Source organism: Anthropogastromicrobium sp. (genome assembly GCF_037349415.1).
Taxonomy (GTDB): Bacteria; Bacillota; Clostridia; order Lachnospirales; family Lachnospiraceae; genus Anthropogastromicrobium; species Anthropogastromicrobium aceti.
In genome coordinates, this window is sequence record NZ_JAXWCK010000036.1 from 97,589 (window position 1) to 115,492 (window position 17,904).

The window sequence follows — 17,904 nt, forward strand, 5'->3', positions numbered from 1 at the left end:
ATGGGGTTTTCATATTAACTCTAATTTTAATAATTCAACACTTTTTAGAAGTATACAAGATCTTCCTTCGGTGCACTTGTCTGAGCAACCTCAGTCGCACGAAGCACCGGTCCCTTCTCGCCATAAAGATCAGAATATTCCCACTCAAACGTTGCAGTGACCATTACCCACTGACGTCTCTTTAAGCTCGCTGTATCCTTATACTTGCAGACAAAGCCAAGGAAACGAATATCATCGGCACAGCATGTCATCGCATTTCTTCCTGGAACGAACACATCTGCCGGGAACTCCTTATTCTTCATAACCATTGCCTTGAACACAATGGTCTTTCCGACATACTCATCTGGATTATCCTGTGCATCAATATACCAGATACCGTAATCCTCATCCTCAAGATGAATCACATCCTGATCGCGGTCATAAGGAAGTACATCTTCTGGCTGCAAAGTCTCTCCATCCTTTGTCTCAAACATCACCTCTGCACGGCGGTTTACTGCCTTGATTGAACGATTGAATGTATCAATTGGCGTCTCCTGTGTACAGCGATTGAAAACAACCATATCAGTGTATGTTAAAAGTTCCATTGCAAGTGACTTGATATTATTTAAGTACAGCTGGAAGGTGCTTCCGTCGAGAACAGTGATCGTCTGATACAGTTCCCATGAGTATGGAAATGGAAGCTGTGTAATATTCTTTGGAGACCACATACCATTATACTCGATAATAACACGATCTGGCTTGTGGCGCTTTCCTACCTCACGGAAGTACTCTCTGTTTAATTCACTCTCTTCCTCGATTGTCTCTGTCACAACATGATACTTGTCCATAAATTTCTGATCAAGCTCTGTCTCTCCTTCTTCGCAAAGGATTAAAAGTGTCTTAGATCCATCATTAAAATAATCCTGCTGCAGCGTAAATTTCAAAAATGATGTCTTTCCGCCTTCCAGAAATCCGGTGATCATATATACTGGTATCTCATTTGCCATGTTACTGTCTTCCCTTTCTAACGCTTTTATAACGAAGAGCTGCCTCACCTTATTACAGGATTGGCAACTCTATCGCCATGTTTCTCTACTTTTTTATCGCTTACAGCTTAAACAGCTTTTCTAACTTATCGGTATCCATCTTAGAACCAATTACACAAAGTCTTCCTGTGTAATCCGGTGCACCATTACGGATCTCATACTCACCCGGAACAAGGTCGAAATACAGCCATGTGCCATCTGCTGCCGGCAGCATTCCCTTTGCTCTTAAGATAATACCAAACTCGGTCTCCTCAGACAGCTTAACAAGAATTTCATCAAGCTCTTCCTTTGTATACTTTCTAGGAGTCTCCTTGCCCCAGCTTGTAAATACCTCATCTGCATGATGATGGTGATGGTGATGATGATCATGATCGTGGCAACCACATGTGCACTCCTCGCCATGCTCGTCATGGTCATGATGATGCTCATGCTCGTCATGATCGTGATGATGCTCGTGACAATCGCACTCGTCGTCATCATGATCGTGGTGATGATGCTCATGCTCCTCTTCTTCATGAAGCTTCATAGCCTCTTCCATCAGCTCCTCTGCCAGTGAATGACCCTGCTCCATAACAGCCAGAATCTGCTCACCTGTCAGCTCGTCCCACGGAGTGGTAATGATCCTTGCCTTTGCATTCTTCTCCTGAATCATGGAAACTGCCTGAGCCAGCTTTTCTTCCTTCATTCCCTGAGTTCTGCTTAAGATGATGGTGTTTGCGCTCTCAACCTGATTGTTATAGAACTCACCAAAGTTCTTCATATACATCTTGCACTTTGTCGCATCTGCAACTGTTACAAAGCTGTTTAAGTCAAGATCAATCTCACCTGCAACGTTCATAACAGCTGCGATAACATCAGACAGCTTGCCTACGCCTGATGGCTCAATAATAATGCGGTCTGGATGATACTGCTCAACTACTTTCTTTAAAGCAGCGCCAAAATCACCTACAAGTGAGCAGCAGATGCAGCCTGAGTTCATCTCAGTAATCTGGATTCCAGCGTCCTTTAAAAAGCCGCCGTCAATGCCGATCTCACCAAACTCATTCTCAATCAAAACGACCTTCTGGCCATTTAATGCTTCCTGTAAAAGTTTCTTTATTAAGGTTGTCTTTCCTGCTCCCAGGAAACCTGAAATAATATCAATTTTTGTCATTGTGTAACCATACCTTTCTGTACTCTCGTACAACAAAACAAACGTTGCCGCTTCCAACTTTGTATCTTAGCATGTTTGCTTATATTTTGCAAGCCTTCTTTTTCAAATAAAAACCGCCACAAATATTTTTGTAACCACAAGCGGCGCCAGCAGCACCTCGCTTCCTATCCCTACAGCCCATATCAGCCCTATGCGAAATAAAATCCCGATTTGCTCTCCTAATCTAAATTCGCTGCGTTTATAGGCTAGCTCGTAAAGTGCCCAGTATCCAAAAATGTAAAAGATAAAGTGCGGCAGAAAAAGAGCCAGAGCCTGCAATATTCCTGTGATGCCAAAAAGCATCGTTGCTGATGTGATTATAACTGCTGCTGATACACCAGAAATAAAGGCGATTGCTGCAAAGGCAGCTGGTGCAGCATTTGTTAAAGCTGACACTGCTATCATCAAAAAAACGGGCAGGCGAAGGCGGCAAACATACTTCAAAAAGCCAGAAGGAAAACCTGCCTGTTTGATTTGAAGATGAACTGCCGGAAGATAGCAGACCGTTTGCTTATATAAATACGCTGAGCGCCAAATACTGACTGCTGTTCCAATAAAAATCCCTGCTACAAACATTACAATCGGCAAGCTGTAAAGTAAAGAATTTCTCCTAAGATCCATCGCACACCTCCCCCTAAGCAAAGCTTATCACGCAACTATATTTTATGCTGTGTAAAAAGAGAATATGCGAAAGTGATATAAAAGAAAAAAGGTGCTGCTCTCACAACACCTTTTATCATTACTTTGCTATGTCGGTAACTCTGGACTCTCTGATCACACTTACCTTGATCTGTCCAGGATACTCCAACTCTGCTTCAATCTGCTTTGAAACATTTCTGGCCAGAATAACCATATCAGCATCTGACACCTGTTCCGGAATAACCATAATCCGAACCTCTCGGCCCGCCTGAATTGCATAGGATTTCTCAACTCCCTTAAACGAATTGGTAATCTCCTCCAAATGCTTCAGACGATTCGTGTACGCTTCGAGAGTTTCTCTTCTTGCACCTGGTCTTGCTGCAGAAATTGTATCTGCGGCCTGAACGATGCATGCAATTAAAGAGGTTGGTTCTACATCGCCATGGTGGGACTCAACGGCATTGATCACAATCTGGGACTCTCTGTACTTGCGGCACAGCTCGGCTCCCAGCTGAATATGTGAGCCTTCCATCTCATGGTCTACTGCCTTTCCAATGTCATGTAACAATCCGGCACGCTTTGCCATACGGACATCTAACCCCATCTCTGCGGCCAACAGTCCTGAAAGATGAGCAACTTCGATTGAATGCTTTAACGCATTCTGACCGTAGCTTGTGCGGAACTTCATGCGTCCTAAAAGCTTTACAAGCTCTGGATGGATGCCATGAACACCCACCTCAAGCAGGGCTGCCTCTCCCTCTTCACGAATCATTACTTCAACTTCTTTTTGCGCCTTCTCCACCATCTCCTCGATTCTTGCCGGATGAATACGGCCATCAAGGATCAGCTTTTCCAAAGCGATTCTTGCCACTTCTCTTCTCATAGGATCAAAAGAGGACAAAACAACTGCTTCCGGTGTATCATCAATAATAAGCTCTACTCCGGTAAGCGTCTCAAGGGTACGAATATTTCTTCCTTCACGTCCGATAATTCTTCCCTTCATCTCATCATTTGGCAGCTGAACAACTGAGATTGTTGTCTCTGCTACATGATCGGCAGCACATCTTTGAATGGCAGTCACTACATATTCCCTTGCCTTCGCGGATGCCTCATCCTTTGCCTTTGCCTCCATCTCCTTAATCATCTTTGCAGTGTCAAGTTTTACTTCGTTTTCCACGCTCTTGAATAAAAACTCTTTTGCTTGTTCGGAGGTCATACCTGAAACACGTTCCAGTTCCTGAGAAATCTGTGCCGTAAGTTCGTCAGCCTTTGCATGTTTTCTGTTCAGGCTTTCTTCCTTTGCATTCAGGCTCGCTTCCCGCTTTTCTAAAATACTTGTCTTTCTGTCAAGCGCCTCTTCTTTATTGACAGCACGCTTTTCCATTCTGGACAATTCGCTTCGGCGTTCTTTGATCTCTTTTTCGAGTTCATTTTGAGCTTTCAGGTTTTCTTCCTTCGCCTCAAGAAGCACCTCGCGTTTTTTGCTTTCTGCGGTCTTAAGAGCATCGTCTATTATTGTTCTGGATCTCTCCTCCGCACTTCCAACGGTCGCTTTGTACTTGGACTGCTGGATGCCGGTTGCGACGAACCAGACGATAACAGCAACAATCACTGCAGTAACCGCTGCTGTAATAATAATAGGAACCACAGGAGCACCTCCTTTATGAAATTTTCATTGTACGGTTTATATTTCATATATAAACAGGCAACAGTATAATTTTATACGATTCATTTATAAAAGTCAAGACGTTTTGTGGAATCCAACATACATCCAGCCTTTCTTTGCCTATTTATTTGTAGAACCATACTCATCACGCAGTTCCCAGACAGCACGTTTTGCCATTTCGTACGGAAATCCCTTTGATACAAGACTTTTTACTGCCTTTAAAAAATCTTCTTCTGTGCGAGGCGGCTTTTGCATAAGACGCTTTCGTGCCAGACGGCGCACCGTATTTTCCTGTTCATCTGCATAGGCCTCAAGTGCATCTTCAATTGATTCCTTATCCACACCGCGGCTTGAAAGCTGCATATAAAGCTGACGCCTGCTCTTTTTCTGACAGCCAGTCCGAACATATTCCATAGCATAATTTCCATCATCCACATAGCCAAAGCTTTCGGCGTAACGAATAGCATCATCTGTCTGTTCTGCCGAAAAGCCATCGTCCATTAGGCGTTTTTTCAGCTGATAAACCGTTCGTGGACTGTACTCGAGAAGATGCAGGCAGCGTCTTCTGGCCTCGGTGTTAAAACCTTCTGAATCTTTCTGAAAAGGCAAAGAACCGTCCTCAGACGGACGGCTCTTTACCTCGCGATACAGCTCGCTTGTCTCCCACTGCTTCACTCTGCATCATCCCCTGACTCTGCTAGTGCTGTCGGCTCTGCATCCTTAAGCGGAAGGTTATAGTGTGCACGTACCTTATTCTCAACCTCAGCCATGATATCAGGATGCTGTGACAAATAAATCTTCGCATTCTCACGTCCCTGGCCAATCTTTGCATCATTATAAGAGAACCATGCACCTGCCTTGACAATGATATTTAAATTCACCGCAAGATCAAGCACATCGCCTTCCTTAGAAATACCCTTTCCAAACATGATATCAAACTCTGCTTCTTTAAATGGCGGAGCAATCTTATTCTTTACTACCTTAATTCTTGTATGGTTTCCGATTACCTCACCTGCCAGCTTCAAGGACTCTACACGGCGCACATCAAGACGAACAGATGAATAGAACTTAAGTGCACGTCCACCAGTAGTCGTCTCTGGATTTCCAAACATAACGCCAACCTTCTCACGCAGCTGATTGATGAAAATTACGATACAATTGGAACGGCTGATTGCTGCTGTCAGCTTACGAAGTGCCTGTGACATAAGTCTTGCCTGAAGACCCACATGGGAATCACCCATATCGCCATCGATCTCTGCCTTTGGAACAAGTGCTGCAACAGAATCAACAATCACAATATCAATAGCACCTGAGCGAACCATCGTCTCAGTGATTTCAAGTGCCTGCTCTCCATTATCCGGCTGAGATATGTAGAGATTATCAATATCAACACCAATATTTCTTGCATAAACAGGATCAAGTGCATGCTCAGCATCAATAAAGCCTGCAATGCCGCCTCTTTTCTGAACCTCTGCAACTGCATGAAGAGCAACAGTTGTCTTACCACTTGATTCTGGTCCGTAAATCTCAATAATACGACCTTTCGGCAGTCCGCCAAGTCCAAGTGCAATATCAAGACTAAGGGAACCTGTCGGTACAACCTCAATATTCATATTTGCGCCAGAATCGCCAAGCTTCATAACGGCACCCTTGCCGTAAGCCTTCTCAATCTGAGTTAACGCAACGTCCAATGCCTTAAGCTTTTCCTGATTATTCTTATCCAAATCTTACCTCTTTCTGTACAGAATAGTCTGTACGCTTTTTATGAACGCATGTTCGTATCTATACTATATAATACACCAGTTCGACACTTTTGTCAACAAGATATTTTTCGATTCCTCTTTATAATACACCAAAACACATGTTTTGTGAAGTGGAAATTTAACGCAATTTTCGACAAATAAAAACCCCGGCTGCAAACCAGCCGAGGCTTTTATTTTTGTTTTTATTTTTCGTCCTTCAAGCCCGGATAATCAAGCGTTGCAAAGTAGTCCTGCGGTGTCTCTGCACGGCGAATCTGCTTTACAGTGCCATCTTCTTTAAGTAAAAGCTCTGCACTTCTTAATTTGCCGTTATAATTATAGCCCATTGAAAATCCATGCGCACCTGTATCGTGAATTACAACATAATCTCCGATGTCGATCTTTGGCAGCATACGGTCGATTGCAAACTTATCGTTGTTCTCACATAAACCGCCTGTCACATCATACATATGATCACACGGCTCGTTCTCTTTGCCAAGTACGGTGATATGATGATAAGCACCATACATTGCCGGACGCATCAGATTTGCTGCACACGCATCAAGTCCGACATAATCCTTCCAGATATGCTTTTCATGAAGCACCTTTGCTACAAGACAGCCATATGGTGCAAGCATGAAACGGCCAAGTTCTGTGAAAATAGCAACATCATCCATTCCTGCTGGAACGAGAACCTCATCATATGCCTCTTTTACGGCTGCACCGATTGCCATGATATCATTTGGTTCCTGATCTGGGCGATATGCAATACCGACACCACCTGAAAGATTTACAAATGCGATATGAACGCCAACCTCTTTCGACAGCTCTACAGCCAGCTCAAATAAAATTCTTGCCAGCTTCGGATAGTAGCCAAGTGCTACTGTATTTGATGCTAAAAATGCGTGGATTCCAAAGTGCTTAACGCCATGTGCCTTTAACTTTGTAAAAGCCTCCTTCATCTGCTCCTTTGTCATGCCATACTTTGCATCCTTAGGCGTATCCATAATCTCATTATGCAGCGTAAAGTTTCCGCCCGGATTATAACGACAGCACATTGTCTCTAAAAATGGTGCGCCAATCTCCTCATAGAAATCAATAAGAGACACATCATCAAAGTTAATGATTGCACCAAGCTCAGCAGCCTTTTTAAAATCCTCTGCAGGTGTTACGTTAGAAGAAAACATGATATCATGACCCTTAAGGCCAACAGCATCTGACATCAAAAGCTCTGTATAAGATGAACAGTCTGCGCCGATTCCCTCTGACTTTAAGATATCCATGATGTACGGGTTTGGCGTTGCCTTTACAGCAAAATATTCATGGAAGTTTGGATTCCATGCAAACGCAGCCTTTAGCTTTCTGGCATTCTCGCGGATTCCTTTTTCATCGTACAGATGAAATGGAGTCGGATATGATGCAGCCATCTCTTTTACTTGCTCTAATGTTACGAACGGTTTTTTTTCCATAATGTGTCTCTCCTCGCTGTGTACTTCTTTATCCTATCGTTACAGTTCATCCGCGCCATTATTCATTCGCAAAACCGCCCTAACAGGCTTTTCGCTGCTTCGCAGCTATTTTGCTCATGAAATGGCGCTCCTTTCGAGTGCAATGTTTAGAAAAAACATGCAAGCATGTTTTTTCCTAAACAATTGCACTCGAATGAACTGTTAAATCAATTGACTACGATTACTCTCATATTGTTTGTCTCGCCGATTGCGTAGCTTGGCTGATTCTTATGCTTTACGCCAACTGTAACAATAACGGTATCTCCGGACTCAATATAGCCCATCTCCTTTACAGTATTCACGGAATGCTCAATCAGCTCATCGGTATCAGTCTCCCTCATAGCCTTAACCGGTGTTACGCCCCAATTCAACTGCATTTTACGTAAAACATCCCAATTTGGAGACATACCAATGATACGGCATTTTGGTCTCCAGTTTGACAACAGATTTGCAGTAAATCCATGCATCGTTGGCACAATGATTGCCTTTGCATTAAGAATCTCTGCTGTACGTACTGTTGCACTGCTGAGTGCGTTTGAAATCACATGATCAGAACGCTTTACATCTCTGCGGTTATAAGTACGATAATCAAGATATGGCTCAGATGACTCTGCAATCTTTGTCATCATGCGAACTGCCTCAAGCGGATAACGTCCTGCTGCTGTCTCACCTGAAAGCATAACAGCATCTGTTCCATCATAGATTGCATTTGCAACGTCAGTAACCTCTGCTCTTGTAGGGCGTGGATTACGTATCATAGAATCAAGCATCTGAGTAGCTGTGATAACTGGCTTTTGTGCTTCATTACACTTATCGATGATTGTCTTTTGGATATGAGGAACTAATTCTGCCGGAATTTCAACACCAAGATCACCTCTTGCAACCATGATGCCGTCTGCTGCCTGCAAAATCTCATCAATATTTTCAATACCCTCTGCGCTCTCAATCTTTGCAATGATGCGCATTCTGCTTCCATGAATATTTAAAATATCGCGGATTTCCTCGATACAAGCTGCATTTCTTACGAATGATGCTGCCACAAAATCAAATCCCTGATCAATACCAAATAAGATATCCTTCTTATCCTTCTCAGTAATTCCTGGCAGATTGATCTTTACATTCGGTACGTTTACACCCTTCTTAGAGCCTAACTCACCGCCGTTTACAACTGTACAGTGCAGAACATTTTCTTCCTTAGAAATAACCTTTAACTCGATCAAACCATCATCAATCAAAATACGGCAGCCAATTTCAGCATCTGCAACAAGACCTTCATAGGTAATAGATGCGCTTTTTTGTGTTGTCTCTACGCTCTGATCAATTGTAAGATCAAAATCCTGTCCTTCTACAAGCGTAACCTTCTTATCCCCTGGTACGCTTCCAGTACGAATTTCTGGTCCCTTCGTATCAAGCATAGTGGCAACAGGAATATTCACAGCCTTTCTTGCTTCCTCAACAAGTGCCATACGTCCTGCATGCTCCTCATGACTTCCATGAGAAAAGTTGAAACGGGCAACATTCATGCCGCTTTTGATCATTTCCTTCAAAAGCTCAACATTCTCTGTTTTCGGACCCATAGTACAAACAATTTTTGTTCTCTTCATACTCTTTTTTTCTTCTCCATTCGATTTTTTTGCACGTTTACAAACGCTGCCAATTACTGCCTGTCATATTACTGCTTATCATACGAATGTGCAACAATGTGCTTATGCGTATAAAGATGCTCGCTGCAATACTCGTAAGCGCCGTCACACTTTGAACAATAACGAAACTCCAGATCTGGAAAATCCTTATCTGTTCTTCCGCAGACGGTGCACTTATGCAGTGGCCTGCCGCTTTGTTCCCTCTCCCCCATCTTCTTTTGAAAATCTCTTCTTCGATGTACCTCTTTGGGGTTGATCCGCTGAAGATCTCTCGTGCCGAGGAAATAAAGTATAAAATTTATAAGTGAAAATACAATCATGATCAGCATTGCAAAACCATACGGCATCCAGCCTAATCCGTTTACAACCTGCATCAGATCATAGAGGTACATTACTGCACTCAAAAGCGCCATCCACTTTGCCTTGATCGGAATAATGAAAAACAGCAAAAACTGCACATCCGGGAAAGTAGCTGCCAGCGCTAAAAATAATGAGTTGCTAAGGTAAGAGATGCTGACCTGCATACCCATCTCCACACCAAACACAAAGTACACCAGAAACGCTGCCACAATTGTTCCAAGCAGACCAGTAATGATGTACATATCCATGCGGAAAGATCCCCATACACGCTCAAGCGTCTGGGAAATCGAATAATACAAAAATGCAAAAATCAAAAAATTAACAGGGCTTGTCGTGTACGGCACAAGAATAAATGAAACAATTCGCCAGATCTGTCCATGAAGAATGGCACTTGTGGACCAACACAGATAGTACTGTGCCTGCGGATACATGATGGTGATCAAAAGCCCTGCCGCATTAAGAATAATGATGTAGAGCATCAGATTTGGAACGGCATACCGACCAAATTTACGCTCAAGCTTGTTCAGAAATTTCATAGATAATCCTTTCTCGCCCGGCTTCCCCCCGACCGGATCATCTTTATCTTTTTTTATTCTCTTTTTCACACATACCTCTATTATAGTTTTCACACGTTTGTTTGTCAAACTTTTTTAGAGAGCATTCTTAAATTAGTTTGTATCCCTCATAAAACCACATTAGTACGCGTCTGAAATATAAATTCATTCTTACATTTTTATTAGTACCTTGCATTTTTTTTCAAAAACCGCTATAATTCATCTGTATTTTGGATTTTATTGCCATAGTTTAAATATCATTCATTTCCATATTTATTTTTATAATGTATCATTTCATTAAGGAGGTTTTTAATGGGTACATCAAATAAAACATATAATCGTCTCGGCATTGATATCGGTTCTACGACTGTCAAGGTTGCCATCCTCGACAGCGAAAACAAGCTTTTGTTTTCCGATTATCAGCGCCATTTTGCAAATATTCAGGAAACACTTGCCGAACTTTTAACAAAAGCATATGACAAATTAGGTCCAATGGATCTGGCTTCCTCCATCACCGGTTCTGGTGGTCTGACACTCGCAAAACATCTTGACATCCCATTTGTACAGGAGGTTGTTGCTGTTGCCACCAGTTTAAAAGACTACGCGCCTCAGACAGATGTTGCGATTGAGCTTGGCGGTGAGGATGCTAAAATCATCTACTTTACCGGCGGTGTCGATCAGCGTATGAACGGTATCTGCGCTGGAGGTACCGGTTCTTTTATTGACCAGATGGCTTCTCTTTTGCAGACAGATGCATCTGGCTTAAATGAGCTTGCAAAAAATTACCATGAAATTTATCCTATCGCGGCACGCTGCGGCGTATTCGCAAAGACAGATATTCAGCCTCTGATCAATGAAGGTGCTGCCAAGGAAGATTTGGCTGCCTCTATCTTTCAGGCTGTTGTTAATCAGACTATTTCAGGTCTTGCCTGTGGTAAACCAATCCGCGGTAATGTTGCTTTCCTTGGTGGTCCGCTCCACTTTCTGGATCAGTTAAAAGAAGCTTTTATCCGCACACTTCATCTTACAGATGAACATATTATTGCTCCAGAGCACTCTCATTTATTTGCAGCAATTGGTGCTGCGATGAATGTAAAAGTGGGCACTACAGTTACGCCGATTACTCAGATGATTGACCGCCTTACAAAAGGCATCAAGATGAATTTTGAGATCAAGCGTATGGATCCTTTGTTTGCTTCTGAAAAAGAATATGAAGATTTCACAGTGCGTCATAAACAGCACACTGTAAAGAAGGGAAATCTTCGCGAATACCACGGCAAATGCTTCTTCGGTGTTGATGCCGGCTCCACAACTACAAAGGTTGCTCTTGTCGCTGAGGATGGATCTCTTTTATATTCCTTCTACAGCAATAATAATGGAAGCCCGCTCTCAACAACTGTTCGCGCAATCCGTGAAATTTATGAGCAGATGCCTGATGACGTTACAATTGCCTACGGATGTTCCACTGGCTACGGTGAAGCACTTATTAAGGCAGCACTTCAGCTTGATATGGGTGAGGTTGAGACTGTTGCTCACTACTATGCGGCATCCTTCTTCCAGCCTGATGTTGACTGTATCCTTGATATCGGCGGTCAGGACATGAAGTGCATTAAGATCAAAAATCATACCGTCGACAGCGTTCAGTTAAATGAAGCATGTTCCTCTGGCTGCGGCTCATTCATCGAGACATTTGCAAAATCCTTAAATTATACAGTTGTCGATTTTGCAAAGGCTGCGCTTTTTGCTAAAAATCCTACCGACCTTGGAACTCGCTGTACAGTATTTATGAATTCAAACGTAAAGCAGGCACAAAAGGAAGGTGCTACTGTTGCCGATATCTCAGCCGGTCTTGCATACTCCGTTATCAAAAATGCGTTATTTAAGGTTATAAAAATCAATGATGCTTCTGATCTTGGAAAGCATGTTGTTGTGCAAGGCGGTACCTTCTATAATGATGCTGTTCTTAGAAGCTTTGAAAAGATTGCTGGCTGTGAAGCTGTCCGTCCAGACATTGCTGGAATCATGGGTGCCTTTGGTGCTGCTCTTGTTGCAAGAGAATATTATCAGTCACATAAGGAACCAAAGACAAGCATGCTGTCCATGAATGACATTTTGTCTTTAAAATATACAACACGTCTGACACGCTGCCAGGGCTGTACTAACCACTGTCTTCTGACAATCAACCGTTTCAGCAACGGCAGTCATTACATATTTGGAAACCGCTGTGAGCGTGGTCTTGGCAAGGAGAAGAATACGGAAAATATTCCAAACCTTTTTGATTACAAGTATCATCGTATTTTTGATTATGAGCCGCTTGAAGAAAAGGATGCAAAACGCGGAACTGTTGGAATTGCGCGTGTATTAAACATGTATGAGAATTTCCCGCTGTGGGCAGTTTTCTTTAAGAAGCTTGGCTACCGCGTTGTACTCTCTCCTGATTCCAACCGCTCTATATATGAGATGGGTATTGAGTCTATACCAAGTGAATCTGAGTGTTATCCTGCAAAGCTTGCTCATGGTCATGTTACATGGCTGCTTCGCAACAATGTACACTTTATCTTCTACCCTTGTATTCCATATGAGCGCGTAGAGTTTGATGATGCGCAGAACCACTACAACTGCCCAATCGTTACTTCATATGCAGAAAACATTAAAAACAATGTTGAGGAGCTTCGCAGTCCTGACGTTACCTTTATGAATCCATTTTTAGCTCTTACAAACGAGGAGATCATGACAAAGCGTCTCGTTGAGGAGTTTGGAAAGCTTGGCATTCCAGAGGACGAAATTCGTGAAGCCGCTCACGCCGGCTGGCTTGAGATGCAAAAATGCCGTGAAGATATCCAGAAAAAGGGTGAGGAGACTCTTGAATATTTAAAGAAGACAGGAAAACGCGGTATTGTTCTTGCTGGTCGTCCTTATCATGTCGATCCTGAGATCAACCATGGTATTCCGGAATTGATCACCTCCTATGGTATTGCAGTATTAACAGAGGATTCCATCTCTCATCTGGCAAAGATGGATGGTCGTCTGATTGTATTAAACCAGTGGATGTATCACTCCAGACTTTATGCAGCTGCACAGTTTGTGCGCACACAGGAAAATCTTGATCTGATCCAGCTAAATTCCTTTGGCTGCGGTCTTGATGCCGTAACAACAGATCAGGTCAATGATATTTTGACCGGCTCAGGAAAGATCTATACTGTCCTTAAAATTGATGAAGTAAATAACCTTGGTGCAGCGCGTATACGTATCCGCTCCCTGCTTTCTGCAATCCGCGTCCGCGAGCAAAAGCATATTGAGCGCCATGTTGTTTCTTCTGCCTATAACCGTGTTCTCTTCACAAAGGAAATGAAGAAAAACTACACCATTCTTTGTCCGCAGATGAGTCCGATCCACTTTGATCTGCTTGAAACTGCACTCAGAAGCTCCGGTTATAATGTTGAAATCATGAAGGAAAGCCGCACAGCTGTCGATGTTGGTTTGAAATATGTAAATAATGATGCCTGCTATCCGTCACTGATTGTTGTCGGCCAGATCATGGATGCTCTGTTATCAGGCCGCTATGATCTTAACCATGTTGCTATCTTTATGACTCAGACTGGAGGCGGCTGCCGTGCAAGTAATTATGTCGGCTTTATCCGCCGTGCACTAGAAAAGGCTGGAATGGCTCAGATTCCTGTTGTCTCACTTAATTTAAGTAAGCTTGAGGCAAATCCGGGTATGACCTACACTCCTGCTCTCGCCATCCGTGCTGTACAGGCTATCGTATATGGCGATATCTTCATGCGCACCGTATATCGTATGCGCCCATATGAGAAGGTTCCTGGTTCTGTCAATGCAATGCATGAAAAATGGAAACGTATCTGCAACAATGACTTAAAGCGTGCTCCTAGCATGACACGTTTTAACCACATTATTAAGGATATGATCCGCGACTTTGATAATATTCCGATCTATGAAGATAAAGTTATTCCAAGAGTCGGAATTGTCGGTGAGATCTTAGTAAAGTTCCTTCCACAAGCAAATAATCATCTTGTTGAACTTCTTGAGCGCGAGGGCGCTGAGGCTGTTATGCCAGATATGCTTGACTTCTTCCTGTACTGCTTCTACAACAGCAACTTTAAGGCTGAAAAACTTGGCACAAGCAGTGCTGCTGCCAGAATGTGCAATATCGGCATTACCGCTCTTGAATATATGAGAAAAGCAGCACGAAAGGCATTTGCCCAGAGTAAGCACTTTACACCGCCTGCTGACATTCGTGATCTTGCAAAATATGCAGATCCACTCGTATCAATCGGAAATCAGACAGGTGAAGGTTGGTTTTTGACAGGTGAAATCATGGAGCTGATTCACAGCGGCGTCAACAATGTTGTCTGCACACAGCCATTTGGCTGCCTGCCAAACCATATTGTTGGAAAGGGTGTTATTAAAGAGATCAGACACCAATATCCAGAATCTAATATAATCGCTGTCGATTACGATCCAGGCGCTTCAGAAGTTAATCAGCTGAATCGTATCAAGCTGATGCTTGCAACTGCACAGAGTAATCTGGATAAAGATCAAAAGAATAAGAAATAATAAACAATCAGGTCAGTTCCATTTATAGGAGCTGACCTGATGCAAAATAGGAGTAATTTTCATGAATAATTATCGTTTTACCATCAGCTACGATGGAAGCCGTTACAGTGGCTGGGAGCATCAGAAGCATACTGATGACACGATTCAGGGAAAAATTGAGGCTGTTCTTGCAAAAATGTGCGATACTGATACTGTAAAGCTAGTCGGCGCCGGCCGCACTGATGCCGGTGTACACGCAAAGGCTATGACAGCTAATGCACTTCTTGACACAACGCTTCCTGTACGTGAAATTCGTGACTATATGAATCGCTATCTTCCAGATGACATTGTTATCTTGGAGGTTTCTGAAGCTTCACAGCGTTTTCACAGCCGTTACAATGCCACTGGAAAAACATATTGCTATACCTGCTATGTTGGTCAGACAAAGCCTGTCTTTGACCGCCGATACGTTACAAGATTAGAGGGAATGCCAGATATTGCTGCTATGAATCAGGCTGCCGCTTATCTGACTGGCATGCACGATTTTGCCAGCTTCTGCGGCAATCCCAAAATGAATAAAAGCACTGTCCGCACAGTCGATTCAATCCGCATCCAGCAAAAAGGTGATTACCTTACACTTTCTTTCCACGGAGATGGCTTTTTGCAGCATATGGTGCGCATTATGACTGGTACACTGCTTGAAGTTGGCTTTCACCGCATGCAGCCAAATGATGTCATTACAATTCTTCAGGGTAAAAAAAGAAGTCTTGCAGGACCTACTGCTCCGGCGCAGGGACTTTGCCTAATTGAAGTAGACTATAATTAAAAAAACGTTTCCAGCCGCTTTGACTGGAAACGTTTTTTTAGATTTAATCTAAGTGGAATACGGTCTTTAAGTCGATAGATACTGGGCTGTTGTCTGGATTAGTCTCCATGATATCTGCCATGAAATCCCACCACTTGCGGTTGATTGCAGTGTCTGCGCCCTTTGCCCAAAGCTCCTCATTTTCGATCTCGATATAACCAAATAATGTCAGAGTCTCGCGATCTAAGAAGATAGTATAGTTCTTTCCGCCATGCTCATGAATCATATCCTTCATCTCTGGCCACAGCTGGTTATGTCTCTTCTCGTACTCTGCCTCCATACCTGGGTACAGCTTCATCTTAAATCCTTTAATCATTTTCCTGCCATCCTTTCAATTTTTTCCGCTTTGTCCTGTAAACAGTAACATTTGCTTCTCTTTTAAGAAGTTTCACGGAGCCATTACTTTCATGAATATTTTACTCTATTCCATATTTTTATTCAAGAGCACATCATGTCAGAATCAAAAGGATATTGTGCAATATCAATCATTATCAACGATTTTTACAACCCATTTTCCACGTTTTACAAGAATATAGCCTATAACAACCTTTATCAGATCAGCTCCTGTGCAGCACGCATAAAGAACACGCACTGGCATATCAGTCAAACGTGAAAGCATCATGGCAAGCGGAATGGAAACAATCCATACAAATCCGGCATCGAAAAAGAAGGTAATAAGTGTCTTGCCGCCAGAACGAAGCGTAAAATAAGCTGAATGCAAAAATGCATTGAACGGCATCATAAATGCTGAGAATATAATAAAAAATGTAGCGAGCTCTTTAACTTCATCGGTCGTATTGTAGAGCTGTGGGAACAGCGGTGCAACTATTGCCATGATTGTTCCGATTACAAAACAGCTTGCTACTGAAGCAAAGATAAGCTTTGTATCTGTTTCTTTTGCTTCCTTTAGTTTTCCTGCTCCCAAAAGCTGTCCTACAATTATCGCCAGCGCACTTCCCATAGCAATAAATACGACATTGAACAAATTTGTGATCGTTGAGGAAATATTGATTCCGGCTACAGCTGCCAGTCCTCTTGTTGAATAACACTGATTTAAAATAGCAATACCAAATGCCCACAATGCTTCATTTAAAATAAGAGGAAGTCCCTTTGCCACAATTTGCTGTGTCAGTTCCTTTGGTATCTTAAGAGTGCGGTATACACCTTTAATATATGGTACCTTATCTGTATGTGTATGAGACCATACAGCGATAATACCAAGTTCCACATAACGAGACAAAACTGTTGCAATTGCAGCACCCTCAACGCCTAATTTCGGGAACCCAAAGCTTCCATAAATTAAGAGATAGTTGAAAATCAGATTGACAAATACAGCTGCCACACCTGCAACCATAGGCACAATCGTCTCGCCTGTCTCACGAAGTGTGCCCGAATATACCTGACTGAGCGCAAACGGAAGCAAGCCGATCAAAATCCAACCCAGATACTGCTCGCCATATTTCAATGTCTGCATGATATCACCAGACTCTCCTCCTTCATGAAGAAATAGTGAGATCAACTGTGAACCTGCTGACACAAATGCAGCGATACCAATTACAGAAAAAGCGATGCTGATGAGAAATTTAAAACGAAACGTATTTCGCACACCCTCATAATCGCCATGTCCAAAAAACTGTGCAGTAAAGATTCCGGCACCAGAAACTGCACCAAAAATACACAGATTAAAAACAAAAATTAACTGATTGACGATTGCAACACCTGACATTTGCTCTGTTCCAATGCGTCCAACCATCAGATTATCAAGCAAACTGACAAAATTGGTAATGCCATTCTGAATGATAATCGGTACAACAATTGCAAGCAGCATTTTGTAAAAATGCCTGTCGCCTATGTAGCGCCTTAGCTTCTTCTTCATAATCTTTCTCCTTTTTCCCTCAGCTACAGCTCACCCGCGCTTATCATGCGCAAAACCGCCCTGTCGGGCTTAATCGCTTCTTCGAAGCTGTTAAATCAAAAAACCTCCTGAATTTGATCAGGAGGTTTTAGAAGCGCGAGACGGGATTCGAACCCGCGACCCTCGCCTTGGCAAGGCGATACTCCACCACTGAGCCACTCGCGCATACTTATATGTACCTTAAAAACTGCACACAAACTTTTCATCCAAACCTATTACCATTTCCTACCCTGACCTT

13 protein-coding genes and 1 tRNA gene are annotated in these 17,904 nt (G+C 42.8%); 2 read left to right on the forward strand and 12 right to left on the reverse strand.

Annotated features, from left to right (window positions below):
• Positions 1-44: 44 nt before the first annotated feature.
• The 9 genes from WJP93_RS08550 to WJP93_RS08590 form a co-directional block, all read right to left on the reverse strand.
• Positions 45-986: a GTP-binding protein gene (locus WJP93_RS08550; RefSeq protein ID WP_337547782.1), complete on the reverse strand. Its 942-nt coding sequence runs from the start codon at positions 984-986 to the stop codon at positions 45-47.
• A gap of 100 nt (positions 987-1,086) precedes the next feature.
• Positions 1,087-2,178 carry a GTP-binding protein gene (locus WJP93_RS08555; RefSeq protein ID WP_337547784.1) on the reverse strand — a complete coding sequence of 364 codons (1,092 nt, stop codon included), beginning with the start codon at positions 2,176-2,178 and terminating at the stop codon, positions 1,087-1,089.
• 102 nt (positions 2,179-2,280) lie between these two features.
• A complete protein-coding gene (locus WJP93_RS08560; RefSeq protein WP_337547787.1) occupies positions 2,281-2,838 on the reverse strand; it encodes a hypothetical protein in 558 nt (185 codons plus the stop codon).
• 118 nt (positions 2,839-2,956) lie between these two features.
• Positions 2,957-4,504, reverse strand: coding sequence for a ribonuclease Y (gene rny / locus WJP93_RS08565; RefSeq protein WP_337547788.1), 1,548 nt, complete (start codon positions 4,502-4,504; stop codon positions 2,957-2,959).
• 138 nt (positions 4,505-4,642) lie between these two features.
• Positions 4,643-5,197, reverse strand: coding sequence for a regulatory protein RecX (locus tag WJP93_RS08570; protein ID WP_337547790.1), 555 nt, complete (start codon positions 5,195-5,197; stop codon positions 4,643-4,645).
• Positions 5,194-6,246, reverse strand: coding sequence for a recombinase RecA (recA, locus tag WJP93_RS08575; protein WP_118614511.1), 1,053 nt, complete (start codon positions 6,244-6,246; stop codon positions 5,194-5,196). Before recA ends, WJP93_RS08570 begins: the two co-directional genes overlap by 4 nt.
• A 221-nt stretch (positions 6,247-6,467) precedes the next feature.
• Positions 6,468-7,733 carry a diaminopimelate decarboxylase gene (locus WJP93_RS08580; RefSeq protein WP_227102206.1) on the reverse strand — a complete coding sequence of 422 codons (1,266 nt, stop codon included), beginning with the start codon at positions 7,731-7,733 and terminating at the stop codon, positions 6,468-6,470.
• Between the two features lie 206 nt (positions 7,734-7,939).
• Positions 7,940-9,376: a pyruvate kinase gene (pyk, locus tag WJP93_RS08585; RefSeq protein ID WP_227102205.1), complete on the reverse strand. Its 1,437-nt coding sequence runs from the start codon at positions 9,374-9,376 to the stop codon at positions 7,940-7,942.
• A 68-nt stretch (positions 9,377-9,444) separates the two neighbouring features.
• On the reverse strand, positions 9,445-10,311 hold the full coding sequence (locus WJP93_RS08590) for a hypothetical protein (RefSeq protein WP_262536380.1): 867 nt from the start codon (positions 10,309-10,311) through the stop codon (positions 9,445-9,447).
• Between the two features lie 330 nt (positions 10,312-10,641).
• Here WJP93_RS08590 and WJP93_RS08595 point away from each other — a divergent pair, with 330 nt between their 5' ends.
• Together WJP93_RS08595 and truA are read left to right on the forward strand one after the other, a co-directional pair.
• Positions 10,642-14,907: an acyl-CoA dehydratase activase-related protein gene (locus WJP93_RS08595; protein WP_337547793.1), complete on the forward strand. Its 4,266-nt coding sequence runs from the start codon at positions 10,642-10,644 to the stop codon at positions 14,905-14,907.
• Positions 14,908-14,968: 61 nt separating this feature from the next.
• Positions 14,969-15,712 carry a tRNA pseudouridine(38-40) synthase TruA gene (gene truA, locus WJP93_RS08600; protein WP_118614527.1) on the forward strand — a complete coding sequence of 248 codons (744 nt, stop codon included), beginning with the start codon at positions 14,969-14,971 and terminating at the stop codon, positions 15,710-15,712.
• 43 nt (positions 15,713-15,755) lie between these two features.
• Here truA and rhaM read toward each other — a convergent pair whose 3' ends face one another.
• The 3 genes from rhaM to WJP93_RS08615 all read right to left on the reverse strand — a co-directional run bounded on the left by rhaM (position 15,756) and on the right by WJP93_RS08615 (position 17,831).
• Positions 15,756-16,067, reverse strand: coding sequence for an L-rhamnose mutarotase (rhaM, locus tag WJP93_RS08605; protein WP_066558293.1), 312 nt, complete (start codon positions 16,065-16,067; stop codon positions 15,756-15,758).
• 165 nt (positions 16,068-16,232) lie between these two features.
• Entirely contained in the window at positions 16,233-17,627 is a 1,395-nt protein-coding gene (locus WJP93_RS08610) for an MATE family efflux transporter (protein ID WP_337547795.1), read from the reverse strand.
• A gap of 132 nt (positions 17,628-17,759) precedes the next feature.
• Positions 17,760-17,831 (reverse strand) — tRNA-Gly (locus WJP93_RS08615).
• Positions 17,832-17,904 lie beyond the last annotated feature (73 nt).

Excerpts from the sequence above, each read along its gene's own strand:
- WJP93_RS08550 (WP_337547782.1), bottom strand. The coding sequence starts at position 986 with ATGGCAAATGAGATACCAGTATATATGATCACCGGATTTCTGGAAGGC.
- WJP93_RS08555 (WP_337547784.1), bottom strand. The coding sequence starts at position 2,178 with ATGACAAAAATTGATATTATTTCAGGTTTCCTGGGAGCAGGAAAGACA.
- WJP93_RS08560 (WP_337547787.1), bottom strand. The coding sequence starts at position 2,838 with ATGGATCTTAGGAGAAATTCTTTACTTTACAGCTTGCCGATTGTAATG.
- WJP93_RS08580 (WP_227102206.1), bottom strand. The coding sequence starts at position 7,733 with ATGGAAAAAAAACCGTTCGTAACATTAGAGCAAGTAAAAGAGATGGCT.
- pyk (WP_227102205.1), bottom strand. The coding sequence starts at position 9,376 with ATGAAGAGAACAAAAATTGTTTGTACTATGGGTCCGAAAACAGAGAAT.
- WJP93_RS08590 (WP_262536380.1), bottom strand. The coding sequence starts at position 10,311 with ATGAAATTTCTGAACAAGCTTGAGCGTAAATTTGGTCGGTATGCCGTT.
- WJP93_RS08595 (WP_337547793.1), top strand. The coding sequence starts at position 10,642 with ATGGGTACATCAAATAAAACATATAATCGTCTCGGCATTGATATCGGT.
- truA (WP_118614527.1), top strand. The coding sequence starts at position 14,969 with ATGAATAATTATCGTTTTACCATCAGCTACGATGGAAGCCGTTACAGT.
- rhaM (WP_066558293.1), bottom strand. The coding sequence starts at position 16,067 with ATGATTAAAGGATTTAAGATGAAGCTGTACCCAGGTATGGAGGCAGAG.
- WJP93_RS08610 (WP_337547795.1), bottom strand. The coding sequence starts at position 17,627 with ATGAAGAAGAAGCTAAGGCGCTACATAGGCGACAGGCATTTTTACAAA.